Source organism: Vibrio sp. CB1-14 (assembly GCF_040412085.2).
Classification (GTDB): Bacteria; Pseudomonadota; Gammaproteobacteria; order Enterobacterales; family Vibrionaceae; genus Vibrio; species Vibrio chaetopteri.
Map to the genome: position 1 here is coordinate 209492 of NZ_CP115921.1, position 19582 is coordinate 229073.

Genomic DNA, 19582 nt, shown 5'->3' on the forward strand with positions numbered 1-19582 from the left:
TTATAAATTATCCATTTTAGTTATATGGTCAATATAGCTTATGGGCGACCAAATGTTTAGCGACACTTACTGTTGTTAAGTGATCTACATTCAAACCTTGGGACAAACTGTAACGGATAGTAGTAGAGCGAACTTTCACTTTCTCGGGACAGGCGAGTAATGACCAACGTTCAACGATTTGCTGAGCGTTATAAAATTTTTCGAAGCTAAATAGGTTGTCAGGCCCCAGCACAAAAGTCAGCTCGGCATCAGGGTAATGCTGCTCTAGGGCTTCTAGCACTGCAAATGTGGTCACTGAACTATTTGGCTGATACAAGTGCTCTTCGATATCTGAGCGCTCGACATTACTTTGGGCTAAATCGTCTATAAACATATCGACCAGTTGGCAGCGAATGCTGTAATCCAACATACTTTTGCCCCAAGCGTGAGAGATACTCGGCACCAGCAGTACCTTGTCAAAATGGCTCAGTGATTGAATCACGCTCTTATGGCCAAGGCTCGGTGGGTTAAAGGCGCTGCCAAATATCGCTATTTTTGTCATATGTATCTCAATAAATCGTATCTATGCATAGATTGGCCACCACTGTAACTTTTTTTCAGCGATATTCGTAGGTATCATACAAGAAATCATTTTTGCTTGCAGGAAAAGGGATCCCACATGGAACAACTTATTCGAGACGAGATGCGCGTGCTTCCGTCTATCGACCCACAATTTGAAATTGAACGCCGTGTTGCATTTATTAAGAGTAAATTGCAACAGTCTGGATGCAAATCCATCGTTCTCGGTATCAGTGGGGGTGTGGACTCAACAACTTGTGGCCGTTTGGCACAATTGGCAGTTAACGAGCTCAACCAAGCGAGCGAGAGCAACGACTACCAATTCATCGCAGTGCGCCTACCTTACGGTGAACAAAAAGACGAAGACGAAGCACAGCTAGCGCTCTCTTTCATCGAACCAACCCACTCTGTATCCGTTGACATCAAAGCTGGTGTGGATGGTCTTCATGCTGCTTCACACGTTGCACTAGAAGGCACTGGCCTGCTACCAACAGACGCGGCGAAAGTCGATTTTGTTAAAGGTAACGTAAAAGCGCGTGCACGCATGGTCGCTCAGTACGAAATCGCTGGTTACGTGGGTGGTTTAGTGCTTGGTACTGACCACTCAGCAGAAAACATCACTGGTTTCTACACTAAGTTTGGTGATGGTGCATGTGATTTGGCACCGCTATTTGGTCTTAGCAAACGTCAAGTTCGTGAAGTAGCCGCAACCCTTGGTGCGCCAGCGTTACTTGTTAAGAAAACACCAACCGCAGATCTTGAAGAACTCGATCCACAAAAAGCCGATGAAGATGCGTTAAACCTAACGTACGATCAGATTGATGACTTCTTAGAGGGCAAGCCAGTTTCTCAAGACGTTTCAGACAAGTTGGTTGCTATTTACAAAGCAACACAACACAAACGTGAAGCGATCCCGACAATCTACGACTAATCCGCTTCTTACAAATACCAAAAGCCAGCAAAAAAATTGCTGGCTTTTTTCTAGCTTGTGATTTACTTCGCTGAAATCAAATCTTGCCACCGGTCAACTTTTAATCACTCCTAACTTGTGCCATTGTTATAAGAGCACAGGTGATAACACGCCTTCGCGCGCATCAACCCACTTGTGCACATGCCCAAGCTAAAACTATTGTTCATCGAATAAAAAGGGGTTGCTATGTTAGGCGAAGATCACTCTCTTCTTAAGGAATTTCCAGAACATCAAGATACAATTTTAGCGCTGACACAAAGCGATCAAGGCTTTGCTGCAGATACTAAAAACTACAATGCTCTGGATAAAGAAATTCGTGTGTTGGAACTCAACGGTTCACCTATCGAAGATACCGAGATGCATCAACTAAAACATGATAGAGCCGTTTTAAAAGACTCGTTGCATCAACGTATAGTGAGTGCTTCAAAATAAGCATGTAAATCAAAGCCGGTGCCAGTTGGACACTGGCACCTATAATCACGATTAACTCACGATTTCCACGTCCGTTCTTGGCACTGAGCAACACGCTAACACCTTACCTTCCGCAATTTCCGATTCTTGAATCGCAGGTACATCAGGTTGATGAACCAAGCCAGACTCCACCGTCACCTTGCATGCGCCACAAAAACCAGCACGACAAGTATGCGCAATCGACATTCCCGCATCTTCAGCCTGCTCCAGCAGTGTTTTCTGGTTATCCCCTTCAAATACGTTACCATCGATACTGATTTGAAGCGCCTTAACGCTGTCTTCTGTCGCTGTCGCAACACCAAAGGCTTCTTGATGATAATGGTCTTCCGCTAGCCCCTTTTTGAGCATCAGGTTCTTAGCCTTTTGCATGAAACCATCAGGGCCGCAAACAAACACCTGCCTTGCGGTAAGATCTGGAATTTGTTTGAGGTGGGATAAACTAAAGCGCCCTTTTAAGCCTTGCCAATCATCACTAGATTGAGTCAAAGACAGCATCACGGTGAGATTCTCGTGCTTAGCCTCGAGTGATTTAAGCTCCTCTGCAAACGGAATATCATCAACAGTAGAACATTGATGGAAGAACACCACATTGTTAACGGCATCTCGGTCTGACAAATCACGAAGCATCGACATCATAGGTGTCACACCACTACCCGCTGAGAGGAGTAACAATGGCTCGTGGTCTGCATTCGCCATATGGAAGCTGCCATTTGGTTTGTCTGCAATTAGGGTATCCCCCACTTGGAAGTGCTCGAATAGCCAATTAGATACGCTGCCACCATCGATACGTTTGACTGAGATGGCTAAACGCCCTGGACGAGATGGGCTCGATGATAAAGTGTATAAACGCTTTACAACTTGACCATCAAGATTAAGTTCAATTGGAAGGTGCTGCCCTGCTTTGTAATCAGGCATTGCGCCTTTTTGAGGCTCTAGCCAAAACGTTTCAAAGTTGCGAGCAACGCGTTCGCGCTCAACACAAACAAACTCTTGTTTTTGAGCGTCCAGATCGTCGTATACTTCTTTATCTTTGTATTCAAGAACTTCAATCTCATCACCAGTGCGGATCATACCTTCATTTTTGGCGACCAAGTTCTGGCCAAAGAAAACGCCACCTCTTTCATTCTCGCGAAAACGCGAGAACGTATTCAGCGGCTCTTTGCTTTCACGGAATGCACCTTTCTCCACATCAACCGTAGTCAAAATGCAGCGCTCGCAAGGTTTGACTGCTTCAAACTCGACTTCACCAATTTTAATACGCTTCCACGAGTCTTCAACAAATGGCTCATCGGAACCGACCACTAAGTTGGTTCGAAACTGCTCCATTGAGTGTGTTTCACTACTGCGACGATTAAGTTCATCTAAAGAGCCTTGGCTAATGATAAGTAGTGGATAGCCATCGGCAAAACTCACATTGTGACCCAACTTTTCGCGCACACGGTTCGACTGTTCACCGGTAAACAACAGTTCAACGCGCTGATCGAGCACCTGGCTAAACCAATCATCCGCTTCATCCGTGGTGGTGTAAGCGGCAAAGTTGTCTTTCCAAACCGTCGCTGGCGTCTGCTGTAATTTAAAACTGCTGTATTCAAGCCTTAGCGGCGCCATACCTGGGTAAGTGAAAATGATCCCTGTCGGCAACAGGCTCGACGACACTTTTACCATGTTTGGGTATTTACGAGCGGTGACCATAGCCCCATCGGAAAGCGCGACCATAAATCGACGATCAAAGCACAAACCTTGTTTTTCGACCCAAGAAGAAGAAAGAGAAATGCCACCGACGGATTTAACGGGATAGATATTGATTTGGGAAAGCAGAGGAGATTTTGACACGACTGAGCCCTTTTATTGTTGTCTTCCTTATTTTGTGCTCAATGGTAACGTCTTTTTTCCCTTAGTCCCAGAAACATAGTGAAATCTTACTCGTTTTCCTCTATCATCCTGTCGCCTAAACGTAAGCGATTGCATTCACATTTTTCGCCACCGTTTAGGCTCCGTTTCAAGAAGAATCTAACTTGGTGGGAGCCCAAATGACTACATTGACTATTACTCGTCCTGACGACTGGCACGTACACCTTCGTGACGGCGACGTTCTTAAAGATACTGTTCGCGATATCAGCCGCTACAACGGTCGCGCACTGATCATGCCAAACACTATCCCACCTGTCACAGACACAGAAATGGCGCTAGCTTACAAAGCGCGCATTATGGCTGAGCAGCCTTCTGAGCAGTTTGAACCTCTAATGGCGTTATACCTAACTGACAACACCACACCAGACGAAATCCGCAAAGCGAAAGCATCTGGCGCAGTTGTGGCAGCAAAACTGTACCCAGCAGGCGCAACCACAAACTCAGACTCTGGCGTAACGTCAGCTAAAAACATCTACCACGTACTAGAAGCGATGGAAGAAGTAGGCATGCTACTGCTTGTTCACGGTGAGGTGACCACTCACGAAGTCGATATCTTCGACCGTGAGAAAGAGTTCCTAGACACCGTTCTTGCTCCTATCGTGAATGACTTCCCGAACCTAAAGATTGTTCTAGAGCACATCACGACAGCAGATGCTGCAAACTTTGTGAAAAACGCGAACGACAACGTTGCAGCGACTATCACGGCTCACCACCTTCTTTACAACCGCAACCACATGCTGGTTGGCGGCATCAAACCACACTTCTACTGCCTACCAATTCTTAAGCGCGGCACCCACCAGCAAGCGCTTATCGAAGCAGCAACCAATGGCAGCAAGAAGTTCTTCCTTGGTACGGACTCAGCGCCACACGCAAAAGGCAAGAAAGAAGCCGCTTGTGGTTGTGCAGGTTCATACACAGCGCACGCTGCGGTTGAGCTTTATGCAGAAGTGTTTGAGCAAGAAGGCAAGCTAGAGAACCTAGAAGGCTTCGCAAGCCACAATGGCCCAGACTTCTACGGTCTACCTCGTAACACAGACACTGTCACGCTTGAAAAAGCAGAGTGGAACGTACCAGAAACTATGCCATTGGGTAGCGACATTGTTGTGCCAATTCGTGGCGGCGAAACAGTAAACTGGAAAGTTAAATAAGCGTTAAAAAAACGCCCACTAACACTGGATATGTAAGGCTCCCTAATGAATAATGGGAGCCTTATTTTTAAGCCCAACCGAGATTACTGTTCATGTCCCAAGAAGTTGTTGTCGTCACTCCATGCCGCGCTGCCTGTAAAAATGAAGGTGGGATCTGCAGCGGATGCCATCGAACCATGGATGAACTTTCGCAGTGGCGTTTTATGGATAACGAGCAGCGCCAAGACAAGGTTAAGCAACTCTCCGGGGAGCAATCCACGCACCAGTGCCAGCAGTGTGGTGAACCCGCCTATTGTGATATCTCAGCAGGAAAGTCATCTTGCTGGTGTTTCGAGATAGAGAAACGTGACACCTCAAGTTTGCAAAAATCAGCCACCTGTTTGTGTCGTAAGTGCTTGAGTAAGTTGCCGTTGAAATAGCCATATCCGTCAATATCCTTGATGTACCCCTCCTAGGTTGTTGCAAGCTTGTTAAAAAGCAAATAGAGTAAAAGCCCAACACAAAAAGGAAAATAACAAATGGAATCATTGCTTGAAGGTTTTCCGGTCATTACAGAAATTCCCGTCGCTTGGGGGGAAATGGACGCCTTAAATCATGTCAATAACGCGGTGTACTTTCGTTATTTTGAAACCGCTCGCCTCGACTATTTTCGCCACATCAGTTTGATGGAAGACATGTCCGTCACCAATGTTGGTCCCGTACTTGGTGATACTTACTGTCGCTATAAACTCCCCGTCACCTACCCCGACACTCTACTAGTGGGTTCTCGTATTACCGGTGTCAAAGAAGACAGATTCACGATGGAGTACAGCATTGTCAGTCACAAGCTTGGTAAGGTTACGACGACTGGCACCGCAACCATCGTGATGTTTGACTTTAATACCAATAAGAAAGGGTTGATTTCTGAGAAATTGATGAAGGCGATTAAAGAGACGCGAAATGGGTTAGCGGACTAGCAGATAAGTTAAAATTACGCCTTTCGTATCAGATGACAACGTTGTTTGATACGAAAGGCGTCTTTTTATTGCTATCAAACATGTAATAAAGCATCGATATTTGTACTTCGAGATAGTGAACCATATTCACCCGAACGAACAATCCTCATTGGCTTTCGGAGGCATGTTTAACGCGCCTTTCTTCCATCTCTTGGGAGTAGGTATTGGCTTTTACTCCGTAAATAATCTGTATGTAGTGATCATCAAGTACAACAACACCATACGCTCCGTGATGCTTAAGTGCCTTGTGGTCGACGATGGATGTGTCTTTCAAAGTCAGTCGGAGTCTAGTCGCGCATGCACCGGTTTCGACTAGGTTGTTAAGTCCTCCAATGGCCTTAATAACCGTGTCGACATCTTGTTTGAGGTGCTGGTTAACTTGGGTTAATGATTTTAGTAGTAGCTTGATGGTTTGAAGCATCTTCAGTAGCTCAGATGGTAAGCGATGTGTGATTATACCCCCTATTTCAGATAATAAGTGCGACATTCATAGAAAGGAGTAGAAGAGGAAGCCAATGGGATATCACTACTTTATCGCTGCTACACCTTATACTGACCTAAAAAGTCCAGAGTTCTTAACAAATTAATCTTCTTGAAAAAGCCTCCACGAGTAGAGGCACTGCCAATGGTTATAACGCTTAGGTTTCTTGTCTGCGCTAGCTAAGAACACAAGATCCATGAGCAACTCGCCAATACCGAAGAGTTCTTTCTGAACGTGGTAAAAAACAAGACAAGAGCAAAACTGACAGCACGCTAGGTATTCTTAAAGCTCAAAGGTATCAACACACTCGACTTCAATGGTCAGAGCTTAATTACAGGCGTTCAGGAGCATCAATCGCGGCTACTCAAACTTCTTGGTTCGCTATATCAAGCGGTTTATTTCTAAATTGGCGGCGAAATGACGGCTACTTTTCTCATGATTACTCTCTTATTAATGATGGACAATTAATAGTGGCTAAGCACTTACTGTGCATCTGATTTTGATGGCTTCAACTTATCGTTCCTCAAGCTCTATGACGATGAATTAGAGAAATTCATTTCTTGTGTCCTATAGTCCACAAGAAATGTCAAAAACGAATTTCTCTAAAACATAGTGACAGTTCAGCGACTGATGCATTATTGAAAGCTGACAAGTTTATGTAACTAGGTGAGTACACAATGCTGACTACTGATGCCATTAAATATTGTAATGAGGGTGTGCGTTAATAATGGAGCGAACCATATATTTGAATGACCGACCATATAGGATATGTGATATCGGTGAAGGAGAGTGTTCTATTGTTGTATTTTACTCTGATAGAACCTCAGATTTATACGAAAGATATAAGCGACAATACTCTGCGTCTTCAAGAGTTATTTTGGTTGATACTTCAGAGTCTTGGGATGTGCCGGTTGAATCGATGACTTTGTCAGAGCTTGACGTTCTCGTCGAGGATATTCACTTATTAGCGGATATATATTGGCTGGATCAATTCTCTATAGTGATTGAGAGAGCGACAAATAATATCTATGAAAAATTTAAAAGTGGGATTCCAGAACGTTTGAAGTTACTGGGCTAAATGACATGCACTTGACTACAAGTAGGAAATTATAGCAACCCTTGCCCCGAATTCAGTAGAAGCTAGAAATGAGAAGAATACAGTTACCACTGACAGTGATATTAAGCAGCCTATTGATAACCACAGGTTGTTCTACGATGCCTGGAAGCACTGAACAAAGCCAACTTAATGAATTTGAAAAACTTATAGAACACACACTGGTAGAACTCTATGCCAAGAATAGCGACATCGAAAAGCAAGCAGATAATGCCATTGGTTACATTGTATTGACGGGTACCGTCACAAAAGTACCGGTTTTTGGCGCAGGTAGTGGTTATGGCGTCGCTGTTGACAATGTGACAGGTGAAAAGACTTATCTCAAAACACGCCGTGTAGACATTGGTGCTGGCTGGGGAATAAGAAGCTCGAGAACAGTCATCTTTTTCTCTGATGCGAGTAAGTTTGAAGAGTTTAGGCGCGGAAAATGGATTTTTAATCTAGGTGCAGAAGCAACTGCGAAAGTTGGAGATGTAGGTGGTAATGGCAGTACCGACGGCAGTGGGATTCTTGCATCTAAGGGCTACAAACAATACCTAATATTGGATTCAGGGCTCTCTGTCACATTCACCTCAACACTGACGAGTATATCCCCGTTTGAGTTAGTAGAACAGAAGTAAATAACAAGTAACCGATAATCATGAAACAAGTAAAGACTATTGCAGTAGCATTCTTCTTCGCTACCATTTTCACAGCGAATGCACAGGACTCGATTGAACGAGTGGTTGAAACGAGTACAACAGCGGGACATTGGAGCCATTTACCTATATGGGGTGATCGAGTAGAAGCACTCGGGTATAAGCTACCAGCTCCTATTGGAATCGGATTGTATTTCAACGATCAAACAATGCCATATGAGGCAACCTCGGACTTTTCTCTGGGGGCCAATGGAGGCTTACTTGGAGGTTCAAATATATACATTCCCAAGGGCGATGTAAGAATAGATGGAAGAGACCAGAGCCTGCAATTAAGGGCAGATGCATGGCTATTCCCATTTCTAAATGTATATGGCCTTTTGGGGTATACCAAGGGTCATAAAGATATTGTCGCTAATACAGAAAATGTAGAGATACCAGGCAGGCCATTATTAGAGGGAATGCTTCAGGCGGCAGGTTCCATTACTATTCCTATAGAATATGAAGCGACCAATGTAGGTCTAGGTGCCGTGTTGGCTGGACAAATAGATCCATTTGATTGGCATCCATTTATCATGACTGCTGTTGGTGCTTATACGGTGGCGAGAACTACGGCGACGGATAACAATATCTACACAACGATTGGAGCGTTTAAAATTGGTCAGCGATATAGTGTACCAGGTGGACAACTTGCAGGGTTAGTAGGAATAACTTATCAAAGAGTTGACCAGAATATGAAGGGCTCTTATAGCTTCAAGGGTACAGATTTGGAACGTCTAATTGAGTCTGTAAATTACAATGTCAATCTTCAAAGTGCAGAAACGATCAATATGGCTTTGACTATGGTGTATGACTTTGGTTACGCAGAAGAGTGGAGTTTTATGATGGAGTATGGGTTTTTGAATTGGAATCAATTCACCCTATCACTAGGAAGGCGCTTTTAAATCAGAATTGAATTTCTCTAATTCCTGTTGCGCTCAATAGGGTTAGTAAATAATTAGTCGTATTCCAGGTTAGTAGCCTAGAAAATTAGTAGAAAATATCCTGATTACTCCTTAAGGAGAGTGTTTTTATGTCCAGAAGACTAACCCAAATTTCGCCACTCATTATGAGTCTAATTTCCGCTTCAGTAATAGCAGGTATTGAAAATAAAGAAACTATTCAAAGCACAACGAGCGATTACGTATTAGGGGAGTGCAGTATTAATGCAATGCCAGCACAAAGCAATGTACGCTATACCAGTGCAGAACGGAATGAGACGCACTGTGTCGTTAGTGGTGTCATTGAAAAAGAGATTAACTTCCAAGTAAGACTTCCACATGACTGGAATGGAATGTTTGCCCAAAGTGGAGGTGGAGGTTTCGTCGGTTCTGTTGTGGATTATATTGATGAGGTGGCACTGGGACCCGGTTATGCGACTGCGGGAACGGATACAGGACATAGAGCACATGCCCTTGAGTCTAGTTGGGCGGCACAAAACCAACACAGAGAAGAAAGACTAGAAAACTTTGGTGGGCGTGCCGTACACCTGACAACACAAACGGCAAAAGTCGTCATTGAAAGTTACTATGAGCAGGAAAGTGAGAGAAACCTATTTTTTGGGTGTTCTCGTGGTGGTGGGCAAGGGCTTATTGCCGCTCAGCGCTACCCGACGGACTATGATGTTATCGTTGCTGGTTCGCCAGCCTATGACTGGTCAGTGCGTTTAGGAGGGCACCACTCCGCCATTGCTCAAAAAATGTTCCCAAATTCAGGTCAGCTTGATAAAGCTATTATTGGAACGAAAGAAATTGAACTGGTGAACAGCTTGATCGCAGAGCAGTGCAAAAATGCAGATGGGCTAGACAACAGTGGTCTGATTGAGCCATGGAAGTGTGAGGTTGACTTTAAAGCACTGCAATGTGACGAAGAAGGCGAGACATGTTTATCTTCAGACCAGATAGAAGTGTTTGAACTGGTATACAACGGATTTTATGACAGTAAAGGCAATCCATTAGCAGAGGGTTTTTACTTTGGTGCGAAAGCCGACATGATTCATAAGTGGCTTGCAGGAGGGCTTAAAGTTAACGACATGGATGAGTTCCAGTCTGGTGTACGCATTGATCCTGACTTGAAGGCACCGGTGACACCAAACTTCGGTTACGCTTTTGGTCACGGGATCATGAAGAACTTCATTTTTGATGGTGAGTACAACAGTGCGAGTTATGATTTCGACAACCTGCGTCAAGACGGAAGTCACTTAGGAAAATATTTGGATGCGGTTAACCCTGACCTAAGAGCGTTTAGAGATAATGGCGGAAAACTCATCATGTGGAACGGCTTACAGGACGTTGCGATATCTCCAGCAAGCACCGTAAGTTATTACAAAGATGTCATCAAGCACGATCCGACAGCTGCCAATGACGTTGCTCTGTTTCTGTTACCTGGGGTAGATCATTGTGCCGGAGGCGTCGGTCCTTGGTTGGTTGATTGGATGGGTGAAGGTAATCAATGGGCTGATACTAATGTAGCACCGAGAGAAGTGGTCGCACATTGGGTTGATCCTGAAAAAGGGATTGATGGGAACCGAAAGGTGTGTGCATACCCTGAGGTAGCGATGTGGGATGGTAAAGGTGACCCGAGAAGTGCTAATAGCTTCCGCTGCGAATCTCCCAACTAAGACCTAGTATAACCATGCTCCTCTTCAGAGGGGCATGAGTGGCATAAAGCAACATCAAGGCTGTTGAGTTAGGCTTGGCTGTCATGATGTAGAGGTAGAGCATCGTCCTTAATACTAAATGAAGAGGTGACAATGAATTGCCGAAGTTCATTGCTGAGCTGCAAATGTGAATTTCTCTAATTCATCGCTTTTGTGTCATGTATCCCATAATATTTAATCTGATTTTCTGCGAAGGAGTGTAGAGCTAAATGGCTTATTTTCGTTAATGGATAATAACGAGTTTTTGTCAAAGTAAATTGGGCTTTACTTAATGCTTAACTTAATAAAACAAGAATATAAACTTTTAATAGGTATTCTCGCAGTTCTATTTTTTAAGCTGGTTGGTGATGGATTACTGTCCGGCGGATTAGCACCTTTAAGCTATGTAATTACAACGGGTATATTGTTTTATGTAGTGATGGTTGCCATCTTTTCAGTGGTACGTCATTCGGATGCATTAGCTATAAAACTTGGTGACCCTTATGGAACGTTGATTCTAACGTTGTCGGTTGTCTTGCTTGAAGTGATAATGGTCTCCTCAGTAATGCTCACAGGCGAATCAAATCCTTATCTCGCAAGAGATACCATGTTTGCTGTAGTCATGGCAGTTCTCAACGGTTTTGTGGGTATTACGCTACTGATAGGCGGTATGAAATACCATACTCAAACTTACAACCTTGATGGCATTAAAGCGTACTTGGTTGCTATTATTCCACTTTCATTACTTTGTTTAGTGCTACCTAACTATACCAGTATGGACGCCTTAGGAAATATGTCGATAAGCTTGACTTGGACTTTGGTACTTGCCTCCATTGCTTTATATGCGGTATTCCTATTCGTCCAAACACGCAGTCATTCCAATTATTTTATTGATGCTGATCATGAAGATGAGCACGAGCATCACGGTCCGTTACATAGCAATGTTTTTCATACCATCATGTTAGTGAGCTATCTTCTTGTTGTTATCTTGCTGGCAAAAAGTCTCGCGATGCCAATTAACGATGGTATTACTGTGATGGGTGCTCCCGCGGCATTGGGAGGCTTGATTGTAGCCTTGATTATCCTTGCTCCTGAAGCTGTCGGAGCCGTTAAGGCAGCGGTGACCAATCAACTGCAGAGAGCGATGAACTTGTTCTTTGGATCAGTGCTAGCGACAATCGCACTGACTGTACCTGCTGTATTACTCATCTCTGGCGTGATGAATGAGCCTATTAGGTTAGGCTTAGCTCCTGCTGAAACAGTGTTACTTGGTGCGACGTTACTGATGACCAGCGTCAGCTTTAGTAGTGGTCGAACTAACTCACTTAATGGTGCAACACACTTAATACTGTTTTTCGCCTATATTATTTTGATGTTTGACTAGATAAGTATCGTTAATAAGGCTGAGTAACTCCTCATTTACTATCTATTGAAACAGTATGGGTAGATAACTTGGCCATTAACGATAAATTTTAATTCTGCCATTATTGAACGCTTGCCTTTAGTTATATTTTTACTTAATTATTAGAAATGTAATCTAATGGGCTGTTACATGAGTATATTGGATTATAATAATGACATTAATAAGCTTACCTTTTCCTACCGAGGAAGCAGAAAAGCTGTACTATTCAGTGCTTGATTGTATTTCGACTAAGAATAGTAAGAAACTATGCGGTTATCTAAACAAAGCAGAATCTATACAGCTTTCTTCTGTAGTGAATAAACTTACCAATGGTGAGCGAGTTGCGGTTTGGACACTATTAGCGGGCATCGACGCCTCACTGGCCGCAAATCTCCTTGACCATTTTTCTGATAATGAGTTGGTAAGCCTAATTAGCCAGTTACCGGTAGAGACGACGCTTAGTATGTTTCATCACCTACGCTCTGGTGATCGCCGTATTTTGATCAATGAATTGCCGTACGATCTCCAACAACAGCTAAAACGTTCGTTACCTCAAGCGTGGAAGAATGAAGAACGAGCGGCCTTAAATTATGCTTCGGACTCGGCGGGTGGAATTTGTAAGAGTGAAATCCTAAAGATGCCCGATAGTGCCACGATCGAAACCTTAGGAGAGATTTTAAACGCGGAAGAGCAGAACTTAGAGCGATTGGAATGGCGTTATGTCTATTTGCACGACCAGGAAGGGAACTATGTAGGAGGTTTAAAGATCCGCGATGTTATTTCCCTTCCAGGTGGTTCCGTGCTCAAAAACAGTCTTGACCCTTCTATCCCAGTGATTTCTCCTGAGTCAGATTTAACGGCGATCAAAAGTACTCTAGATACTACTTTGCATGCGGTTATTCCTGTTATCGATGACTTTGGTTTTCAAATAGGGGTTGTGGGCTTTAAACACCTCAATGAAGCACTGTATGAACGGTCAAAACAACAGTTACTTGAGCAGTCTGGTGTATTAGGGGGAGATGAATTTCGAACGATGCCTACCATCAAGCGGAATTTACGTAGGCTGGCCTTTCTATTGCCATCAGTAGTGCTGAGTTATGCTGCCGTGTCGATTATCGCAGCTTATGAGCCAATCATTGAAAAAATCGCGGTTTTAGCTGCAATATTACCACTTGTCGCCAATTTGTCTGGGGCAGCTGGCAATCAAGCGGTAGCCGTATCCATTAGAGAGCTGTCAACAGGTCAGATTTCTGCCAAGGATGTTTTATATGTTGTTGCTAAAGAAATACCAATAGGTGTTGTAAATGGCATATTGATCGGCAGCGTTCTTGCGTTACTCACTTATCTAACTCAAAGTGGGGAAGTTATTGGATTACCACTTTTTATTGGTTTAGCGTATTCCTTTTCCTCTACTTTTGCTGTCATGATTGGTGGCTCCCTACCCCTTATATTGAAGCGGTTCAACCTAGATCCAGCTATGTTATCTAGCCCAATACTAACTACGCTAACGGATGCTATATCATTCTTCAGCGTACTTTATCTTGCTCAGATGTTTTTATTATAGACAACGAAATAACTGGTGCTTATATGCAAATTGAAACTTTTATTACATACATGACGTTAACGGTCTTGGGTCTTTTGCCAATTATGAATCCACCGTCAGCGGCAACCATTCTTTTGGGGCTAAGCAAGGGACGAGACCGAAATTATATGGTAACGCAGGCGAAGACTGCCGGCGTTTACTTATTCATTGCCTTATGCATTACTTTTTTTATTGGAGCATCAGTTCTCGAGTTATTTAGTATTTCTATCCCAAGTCTCCGACTCGGCGGTGGCATCATTATCTTGGTTATTGGTTTCAATATGTTGTTTCCAAGCGCAAAGAGTGATGGGAATAGTCCAGGGCAAGACTCAATCGCATTGGTCCCTTTAACGATACCGTCACTTTGTGGGCCAGGTTCGATGGCGATGGTTATCAGTTTGGCAGCGCAAATCGCTAGTTACGAAGACCACGATAGCATAGTCAGCGTTTATACAGGTGTAGTAGCCGGGCTGGGTGTTGTAACGCTGATAGCAACGTTTACTTTAACAATGGCATATCCACTGCTTAGAGCTTTAGGACAAAATGGGATTGATGCCTTTACTCGGATTATGGGATTTTTACTAATTTGTATGGGAGTTCAGTTTTTTACGCTTGGTGTTCAGGAAATCGTTTTAGAAATTAATGAACTTCTCGCTTGGCAGTGAAATGACACATTGAATAATTAGGGCAGTCGAGGGTGTTGCCCTATCAAAAAATAAGTTTTATATAGGAGTAATTAGAATAGTGAAAGGTATATTCTTTATTGGCTCAATAGCGTTGGTGTTTGGAATAGCTTCTTATACGTACTTTTCACCAACCAAAAAGCAAGAGCGCATTGTTAGGGAAGTGACAAAGTTAGAGCAAACTATGTGGCTAGATAACTTATACTCGAAAAAAGAAGAGTTTGATGGTCTAGGATTACCTGAACAATTTGAATATGTTGAGCGATTTTGCAGCAGGTCCTACAAGATTTCTAACGACCGAAAACGTTGTATAAAGGATGGCAAGTTTATGTTGTTATCTTATCATTACGAACAAGATGGATATATATTAAATCGTCAGGTTTTTGATAGGTTTTACGGCTAGTGAATTATTAATTTTTTGTGGAATGAATTCTCTATTAACTACGCATTTTGGAGAGGGATATGTTTTCTTTTAATAAGGTTATGGCTTTAATGACCTTTGAACTATACAATTCTAATGTTGATTTTGACTTTATTTGGCTACCTTCTAAACAGGAACTCAGATCAGTTGAATTTAAAGATAAAAAACGTTTAACGTTAATGAATTTGTCTTTACGAGATGGTTACAGTGTTGAGGGTCAGGAAGACAGTGAAGATACAGCATGTGAGTTGTATGTCATTCCAAGTCGAGGTGTGATGTGTGTTGAGCATATTACTTTAGGTAAACCGGTGATGGAAAACAAATCAAGAGACATTATCTTCATTGACTATACAGAGTGCGAAATTGAGGATATTCGTTGGTTTGTTCGTCAGGTTTGCAATTTGGCTGAGAAGTGATAATTGAAGCATATTGCTAGTAGAGGTTGAATGAAAAGATTAATAGTAATGCTGTCTCTTATATCATCGTCCGCGCTCGCATTTGATTCTGAGTTTTCAGGGGTTGTTGAGTGTAATAATAATGGTAGAAAACAGCAGTTTATAATCAGTGAAAACTCTATGATTGTTAAATCGAGAGCTAACGAGCAACAAATGGTGGCAGTGACACGAAGTAACCATGAACTAGATACAGGATTGTATCTGGTAAATAGATCTGAGAATAATTCAAAGAGAACTTGGCTCCTAACCCACCATGGAGACGAAAAAGTGGTTGTTTATAATTTTTATGCATTGAGTACTAAAGGAAATACTCAGTTACCTCCTAGAACGTCTACGAGATGTTCCGTTTTATAGTAATTGTTATATTTTGATATAATGACATTAAATATCAGTAGCTTAAATCTGGCTTATTGAGTGTTGCCAATTTACATAAGTGAGCCAGATTTCGCCATATAACCACGCTTATTACAAGGTCTTATAGTTACCTAGCTTTCTTTAATACCAAATTAGTTGCAATAAAGGTTGATTGAATTATAATCGCTGCGTATATTTCTCGTTCGGTAGTATGGCCGTTGCATTAATGTAACATCTTAACAACAATGCAACTAAATAAGCAAAAGGTCCTTAATGGTAGAGCTTGATAAAATAGATCTCAATCTTCTTAAAATATTGAAAGCTGTCGTTGAAACGCAAAATACACATTATGCAGCAAGTCAGTTAGGGATTTCTCAGACTACCGTTAGTAGAGGGGTGACAAAGCTTAAAGAGACATTTGGTGAGCAACTCTTTGTACGTAAGCCTCACGGTGTAGAACCGTCAGAGTTGGCTGAAAAGCTAGCGGAAGCATCAAGCGATATGTTGACGCCTATTGTGAAAGTGCTTGAGTCCTATCACGACTTTGAGCCTTCCAAGTTTACTGGTGAAGTTAAGGTGGCGATGAGTGTTTTTTTGTTAGACCAGTTTGGTGGGGGTATGTTTGACGCACTGAAACTTGTGCTACCAAAGGCGAAATTCAAAATGCTCTATTGGCAAGAGAACACTCTCTTGGATCTACTTAGTGGTAATGTTGACTATGTACTTCATTTTGAAGAGATGCCTCTGCCACAAGAAGTCTATTTACATACATTAAAAGATATCAAACTCAGTCTTATTGCTCGTAAAAATCACCCTGTGTTGAGCTACACGAATGATTGGGCTGAAATCAATCACCTTCCTGTGACTCGCATTATCATCGATGGCTTGAATTCTATGCGAGCTCCTGTAGAAGACCTCTATCGGTCGAAGGGTTATGAAGCTAACGTGACCTTAGCGACGCATAGTATACCTGTGCTGCTTGATAAGCTTCGAAAGTCAGATGCAGTGTGCTTTGGGAGTAGCTTTATGATCGATGATGATCCAAGTTTGATATGCTACTCATTACCCTCTACACCTGAAGAGTTCAAAACGGTCAGAGTGAATGGCGGCTACTTGCATTCAAAACGTGGCTTTCCTCTTAATAAATTGTTGCACCAAACCATACAGGACTACTTTAAAGACGTTGTTCAGCCAACGTGCCCCTCTTGCCATTGAGGCGTCTTAATCAGCTAACTCATCGAGTTATTAACATTCTGTTGATATTTAATTGATCCCTTCATTTATTTCAATCATAGTGAATGGAGTAGGTTGGTAATGGATTGCAGAACGAATGAAAGATATCAAGAATTTAGACCTCAATTTATTGAAGTTATTGAAAGCTGTGGTTGAGACAAAAAACACTCACACAGCAGCCAGCCAGTTAGGAATATCACAAACCAGCGTAAGCCGCGGTCTTGCAAAGTTAAGAGAAGTGTTTGGTGACCAACTCTTTATCCGTAAAGCCCATGGTGTAGAGCCATCTGAACTGGCAGAGAAGCTAGCCGAAGCGGCAGATTCTATGTACTCACCTATTGAAAAAGTGGTCGAGTCTTATCAAAACTTTGACCCTCTTGAATTTGAGGGCGATGTAACGATCGCTATGCAAATCTATTTCATTGAAACGTATGGTGTTGGCATTTTTGAAGTGTTACGTGAAGCATTGCCAAAAGCGCGTTTTCACTTTATCTATTGGCAAGATGATTCACTTGGCGAAGTACTCAAGGGCAACATTGATTATTTGATCCAGTTTGATGCGTACCCATTACCCCAGGAAATTTACCAACATCACCTGCACCGTATTAAACTGAGTCTCATCGCTAGAGAAAATCACCCGACTTTATCGACTACCAGTGATTGGGAGGCGATTCATGAGCTGCCTGTGGTGCGAATTGTTTTTGATGGTATTAATACCAAGCGTGCCCCGATCGAAGATCTATATCGGGCTAAGGGGTATCAGGCAAACATTTCAATGACAACTCATAGTGTTAAAGTTCTACTTAATAAAATTGCCAATTCCGATGCAATATTGTTTGGCAGCAGCTATATGCTGGAGCTGCAAGATGGACTTGCTTCTTACCCTCTTCCAGCAATTCCTAAAGAGATGCAGCAGGCCAATATATGCGGCGGCTATTTACAAACTAAACGAGGTTATCCGTTAAATCAGTTACTCCATCAAGCCATGCAAACCTATTTTGATAGTGTGAGGCAACCAGAGTAGCTTGTGGGTGCGACTGTCTCGCTATAATTGAAAAACCATGATTCGCTATGAAAAAGCCCTCTGTGAAAGAGGGCTTTCTTCTAAAATATTGAGTTGAGTTAGTTTACCTCAGAGGCTGGGATTAGCTGGGTTTTGCTTGGTGCAACCTGATCAAACAACAAGAAGAAGTTGTTTACTCTATTATTGTCATCTGTCTTTACATCCTTGTGTTTAAGTAACTCGCCTAAGCTTATTTCACCCATAAAGTATTCCTGTAGTGGTCAACAAATTCCGGACACTAACTTAAGCCGATTTTCGGCAGTAACTGGCGATAGCCCATCATTTGCTTGATGAGGCCGTTGCCTATTGTAGTAATCCATCAAGTAATAGCTGATATCCTTCTTTGCCTGAGTTTGGGTCAGGTATCCAGTAGCTGGTATCCATTCGGTTTTTAAGCTTCTAAATAGCCTCTCCATAGGAGCATTATCCCAGCAGTTACCTCGACGACTCATGCTCTGAGTTATGCGATATCGCCAAAGCCTTTGACGGTATTTAAGGCTACTGTATTGGCTTCCTTGGTCTGAGTGGAACATCACGTTGCTAGGCCGTCCTCGTTGTTCCCAAGCCATATCCAAAGCTTTGCAAGTCAACTCTGCGTTGGGTTTGTCTGATAGCGCCCAACCCACTACTCTGCGACTAAATAAGTCGAGTACAACAGCCAGATAACTCCACTTTGAACCGGACTAAGATGTAAGTAATATCGCCACACCAAACGTCATTTGGAGTGGAAACTGAGAACTCACGCTTCAATCGATTGGGGATATCTGGTCGCTCTAGCTTAGCTTGCTTATAGCGATGCGAGCCTGGTTGTTTGCTCATCAGCCCGGCTTCTTGCATAAGCTTGCGTACTTTGAAGCGTCCGACATCGAAGCCTTCAGACTGCAGCATAGAAGCAAGAGTCCGACTTCCGGCAGAGCCACGACTCATGTTAAAGAGCTGCTTAACTCGGCTGACTAACCGAATACGATTGGCATCCGGCTTTCGTTGTTTAAACTCGTAGTAGCAGGAAGAAGCTACATCGAACAGCTCACAAAGAACTTTGACCGGTTCATGCTCCCTCAACTGGTCAATTAGCGAGAACGTTCGAGTTCGTCCGACATTAAGAGAGCTGTGGCCTTTTTTAGTATGGATTTTTCTCTTTCCAAGCGATTAATCCTAGCTTCTAACTCTTGGATCTTCTGCTGTTCTGGCGTTAGAGCTTTAACCGCTGGCGTTTCTCCGCCGCGCTCAATCTTTAGTTGATCTACCCAGCGTCGTAAGGCCGTATCGCCGATATCTAAGGATCGTGCCGCCTCAGATATTGAGTAACCTTGATCAAGAACCAAGCTTGCGGCATCTACTTTGAACTCAGGAGAAAATGTACGTCGTTGTCGTTTTGTCATTGAACACCTCATTTACGGTGGAGACTTTACCACCTAATTTGGTGTCC

At 42.9% G+C, this 19582-nt stretch carries 20 protein-coding genes and 2 pseudogenes; 17 read left to right on the top strand and 5 right to left on the bottom strand.

What is annotated here, in order from left to right; genetic code table 11:
• Positions 1–28: 28 nt before the first annotated feature.
• On the bottom strand, positions 29–541 hold the full coding sequence (locus PG915_RS17065; protein WP_353499623.1) for a nicotinate-nicotinamide nucleotide adenylyltransferase: 513 nt from the start codon (positions 539–541) through the stop codon (positions 29–31).
• Positions 542–658: 117 nt separating this feature from the next.
• Between PG915_RS17065 and nadE the strand changes: the two genes are divergently transcribed.
• Positions 659–1489 (top strand): ammonia-dependent NAD(+) synthetase, encoded by an 831-nt coding sequence (gene nadE / locus PG915_RS17070; RefSeq protein ID WP_353499624.1) that lies wholly within the window; start codon positions 659–661, stop codon positions 1487–1489.
• Between the two features lie 225 nt (positions 1490–1714).
• Positions 1715–1960 (top strand): YdcH family protein, encoded by a 246-nt coding sequence (locus tag PG915_RS17075; RefSeq protein WP_112462432.1) that lies wholly within the window; start codon positions 1715–1717, stop codon positions 1958–1960.
• A 51-nt stretch (positions 1961–2011) separates the two neighbouring features.
• Here the strand turns inward: PG915_RS17075 and PG915_RS17080 are convergent, their stop codons facing one another.
• Positions 2012–3832: a hybrid-cluster NAD(P)-dependent oxidoreductase gene (locus PG915_RS17080; RefSeq protein WP_353499625.1), complete on the bottom strand. Its 1821-nt coding sequence runs from the start codon at positions 3830–3832 to the stop codon at positions 2012–2014.
• A gap of 197 nt (positions 3833–4029) precedes the next feature.
• Between PG915_RS17080 and pyrC the strand changes: the two genes are divergently transcribed.
• From pyrC to PG915_RS17095, 3 genes are all read left to right on the top strand, one after another.
• A complete protein-coding gene (gene pyrC / locus PG915_RS17085; RefSeq protein WP_353499626.1) occupies positions 4030–5058 on the top strand; it encodes a dihydroorotase in 1029 nt (342 codons plus the stop codon).
• Positions 5059–5150: 92 nt separating this feature from the next.
• Positions 5151–5477, top strand: coding sequence for a DUF1289 domain-containing protein (locus PG915_RS17090; RefSeq protein WP_353499627.1), 327 nt, complete (start codon positions 5151–5153; stop codon positions 5475–5477).
• Between the two features lie 99 nt (positions 5478–5576).
• Positions 5577–6014: an acyl-CoA thioesterase gene (locus PG915_RS17095; protein WP_353499628.1), complete on the top strand. Its 438-nt coding sequence runs from the start codon at positions 5577–5579 to the stop codon at positions 6012–6014.
• A gap of 145 nt (positions 6015–6159) precedes the next feature.
• On the opposite strand, the gene PG915_RS17100 is transcribed toward PG915_RS17095, so the two are convergent.
• Entirely contained in the window at positions 6160–6474 is a 315-nt protein-coding gene (locus PG915_RS17100; RefSeq protein WP_353499629.1) for a PTS glucose/sucrose transporter subunit IIB, read from the bottom strand.
• Positions 6475–6565: 91 nt separating this feature from the next.
• On the opposite strand from PG915_RS17100, the pseudogene PG915_RS17105 reads away from it, so the two are divergent.
• From PG915_RS17105 to PG915_RS17160, 12 genes and pseudogenes are all read left to right on the top strand, one after another.
• Positions 6566–6939 (top strand): annotated as a pseudogene (locus PG915_RS17105) (IS1634 family transposase); the annotation flags it as partial.
• A gap of 322 nt (positions 6940–7261) precedes the next feature.
• Complete coding sequence (locus tag PG915_RS17110) at positions 7262–7612, top strand: hypothetical protein (RefSeq protein WP_353499630.1); 351 nt, start codon at positions 7262–7264, stop codon at positions 7610–7612.
• Positions 7613–7680: 68 nt separating this feature from the next.
• Positions 7681–8268 carry a hypothetical protein gene (locus tag PG915_RS17115; RefSeq protein WP_353499631.1) on the top strand — a complete coding sequence of 196 codons (588 nt, stop codon included), beginning with the start codon at positions 7681–7683 and terminating at the stop codon, positions 8266–8268.
• Between the two features lie 20 nt (positions 8269–8288).
• A complete protein-coding gene (locus PG915_RS17120) occupies positions 8289–9227 on the top strand; it encodes a hypothetical protein (RefSeq protein ID WP_353499632.1) in 939 nt (312 codons plus the stop codon).
• 128 nt (positions 9228–9355) lie between these two features.
• Positions 9356–10942, top strand: coding sequence for a tannase/feruloyl esterase family alpha/beta hydrolase (locus PG915_RS17125; RefSeq protein WP_353499633.1), 1587 nt, complete (start codon positions 9356–9358; stop codon positions 10940–10942).
• 310 nt (positions 10943–11252) lie between these two features.
• Positions 11253–12344, top strand: coding sequence for a calcium:proton antiporter (locus PG915_RS17130; RefSeq protein WP_353499635.1), 1092 nt, complete (start codon positions 11253–11255; stop codon positions 12342–12344).
• A 190-nt stretch (positions 12345–12534) separates the two neighbouring features.
• Positions 12535–13926, top strand: coding sequence for a magnesium transporter (locus PG915_RS17135; RefSeq protein WP_353499636.1), 1392 nt, complete (start codon positions 12535–12537; stop codon positions 13924–13926).
• A 23-nt stretch (positions 13927–13949) separates the two neighbouring features.
• Positions 13950–14609, top strand: coding sequence for a MarC family NAAT transporter (locus PG915_RS17140; protein ID WP_353499638.1), 660 nt, complete (start codon positions 13950–13952; stop codon positions 14607–14609).
• Positions 14610–14688: 79 nt separating this feature from the next.
• Entirely contained in the window at positions 14689–15030 is a 342-nt protein-coding gene (locus PG915_RS17145) for a hypothetical protein (protein WP_353499639.1), read from the top strand.
• A 59-nt stretch (positions 15031–15089) separates the two neighbouring features.
• Positions 15090–15464 carry a hypothetical protein gene (locus tag PG915_RS17150; protein ID WP_353499640.1) on the top strand — a complete coding sequence of 125 codons (375 nt, stop codon included), beginning with the start codon at positions 15090–15092 and terminating at the stop codon, positions 15462–15464.
• 666 nt (positions 15465–16130) lie between these two features.
• Positions 16131–17072 (top strand): LysR family transcriptional regulator, encoded by a 942-nt coding sequence (locus PG915_RS17155; protein WP_353499641.1) that lies wholly within the window; start codon positions 16131–16133, stop codon positions 17070–17072.
• 115 nt (positions 17073–17187) lie between these two features.
• On the top strand, positions 17188–18114 hold the full coding sequence (locus tag PG915_RS17160) for a LysR family transcriptional regulator (RefSeq protein WP_353499642.1): 927 nt from the start codon (positions 17188–17190) through the stop codon (positions 18112–18114).
• 98 nt (positions 18115–18212) lie between these two features.
• Here the strand turns inward: PG915_RS17160 and PG915_RS17165 are convergent, their stop codons facing one another.
• Together PG915_RS17165 and PG915_RS17170 are read right to left on the bottom strand one after the other, a co-directional pair.
• The gene (locus PG915_RS17165; RefSeq protein WP_353499643.1) at positions 18213–18356 is read right to left on the bottom strand and encodes a hypothetical protein; all 144 of its coding nucleotides are present in this window, start codon (positions 18354–18356) and stop codon (positions 18213–18215) included.
• An 18-nt stretch (positions 18357–18374) separates the two neighbouring features.
• Positions 18375–19535, bottom strand: a pseudogene (locus PG915_RS17170) (IS3 family transposase).
• Positions 19536–19582: the final 47 nt, after the last annotated feature.

Excerpts from the sequence above, each read along its gene's own strand:
- PG915_RS17065 (WP_353499623.1), bottom strand. The coding sequence starts at position 541 with ATGACAAAAATAGCGATATTTGGCAGCGCCTTTAACCCACCGAGCCTT.
- nadE (WP_353499624.1), top strand. The coding sequence starts at position 659 with ATGGAACAACTTATTCGAGACGAGATGCGCGTGCTTCCGTCTATCGAC.
- PG915_RS17075 (WP_112462432.1), top strand. The coding sequence starts at position 1,715 with ATGTTAGGCGAAGATCACTCTCTTCTTAAGGAATTTCCAGAACATCAA.
- pyrC (WP_353499626.1), top strand. The coding sequence starts at position 4,030 with ATGACTACATTGACTATTACTCGTCCTGACGACTGGCACGTACACCTT.
- PG915_RS17090 (WP_353499627.1), top strand. The coding sequence starts at position 5,151 with ATGTCCCAAGAAGTTGTTGTCGTCACTCCATGCCGCGCTGCCTGTAAA.
- PG915_RS17095 (WP_353499628.1), top strand. The coding sequence starts at position 5,577 with ATGGAATCATTGCTTGAAGGTTTTCCGGTCATTACAGAAATTCCCGTC.
- PG915_RS17100 (WP_353499629.1), bottom strand. The coding sequence starts at position 6,474 with ATGCTTCAAACCATCAAGCTACTACTAAAATCATTAACCCAAGTTAAC.
- PG915_RS17110 (WP_353499630.1), top strand. The coding sequence starts at position 7,262 with ATGGAGCGAACCATATATTTGAATGACCGACCATATAGGATATGTGAT.
- PG915_RS17115 (WP_353499631.1), top strand. The coding sequence starts at position 7,681 with ATGAGAAGAATACAGTTACCACTGACAGTGATATTAAGCAGCCTATTG.
- PG915_RS17120 (WP_353499632.1), top strand. The coding sequence starts at position 8,289 with ATGAAACAAGTAAAGACTATTGCAGTAGCATTCTTCTTCGCTACCATT.
- PG915_RS17125 (WP_353499633.1), top strand. The coding sequence starts at position 9,356 with ATGTCCAGAAGACTAACCCAAATTTCGCCACTCATTATGAGTCTAATT.
- PG915_RS17130 (WP_353499635.1), top strand. The coding sequence starts at position 11,253 with ATGCTTAACTTAATAAAACAAGAATATAAACTTTTAATAGGTATTCTC.
- PG915_RS17135 (WP_353499636.1), top strand. The coding sequence starts at position 12,535 with ATGACATTAATAAGCTTACCTTTTCCTACCGAGGAAGCAGAAAAGCTG.
- PG915_RS17140 (WP_353499638.1), top strand. The coding sequence starts at position 13,950 with ATGCAAATTGAAACTTTTATTACATACATGACGTTAACGGTCTTGGGT.
- PG915_RS17150 (WP_353499640.1), top strand. The coding sequence starts at position 15,090 with ATGTTTTCTTTTAATAAGGTTATGGCTTTAATGACCTTTGAACTATAC.
- PG915_RS17155 (WP_353499641.1), top strand. The coding sequence starts at position 16,131 with ATGGTAGAGCTTGATAAAATAGATCTCAATCTTCTTAAAATATTGAAA.
- PG915_RS17160 (WP_353499642.1), top strand. The coding sequence starts at position 17,188 with ATGAAAGATATCAAGAATTTAGACCTCAATTTATTGAAGTTATTGAAA.
- PG915_RS17165 (WP_353499643.1), bottom strand. The coding sequence starts at position 18,356 with ATGGGTGAAATAAGCTTAGGCGAGTTACTTAAACACAAGGATGTAAAG.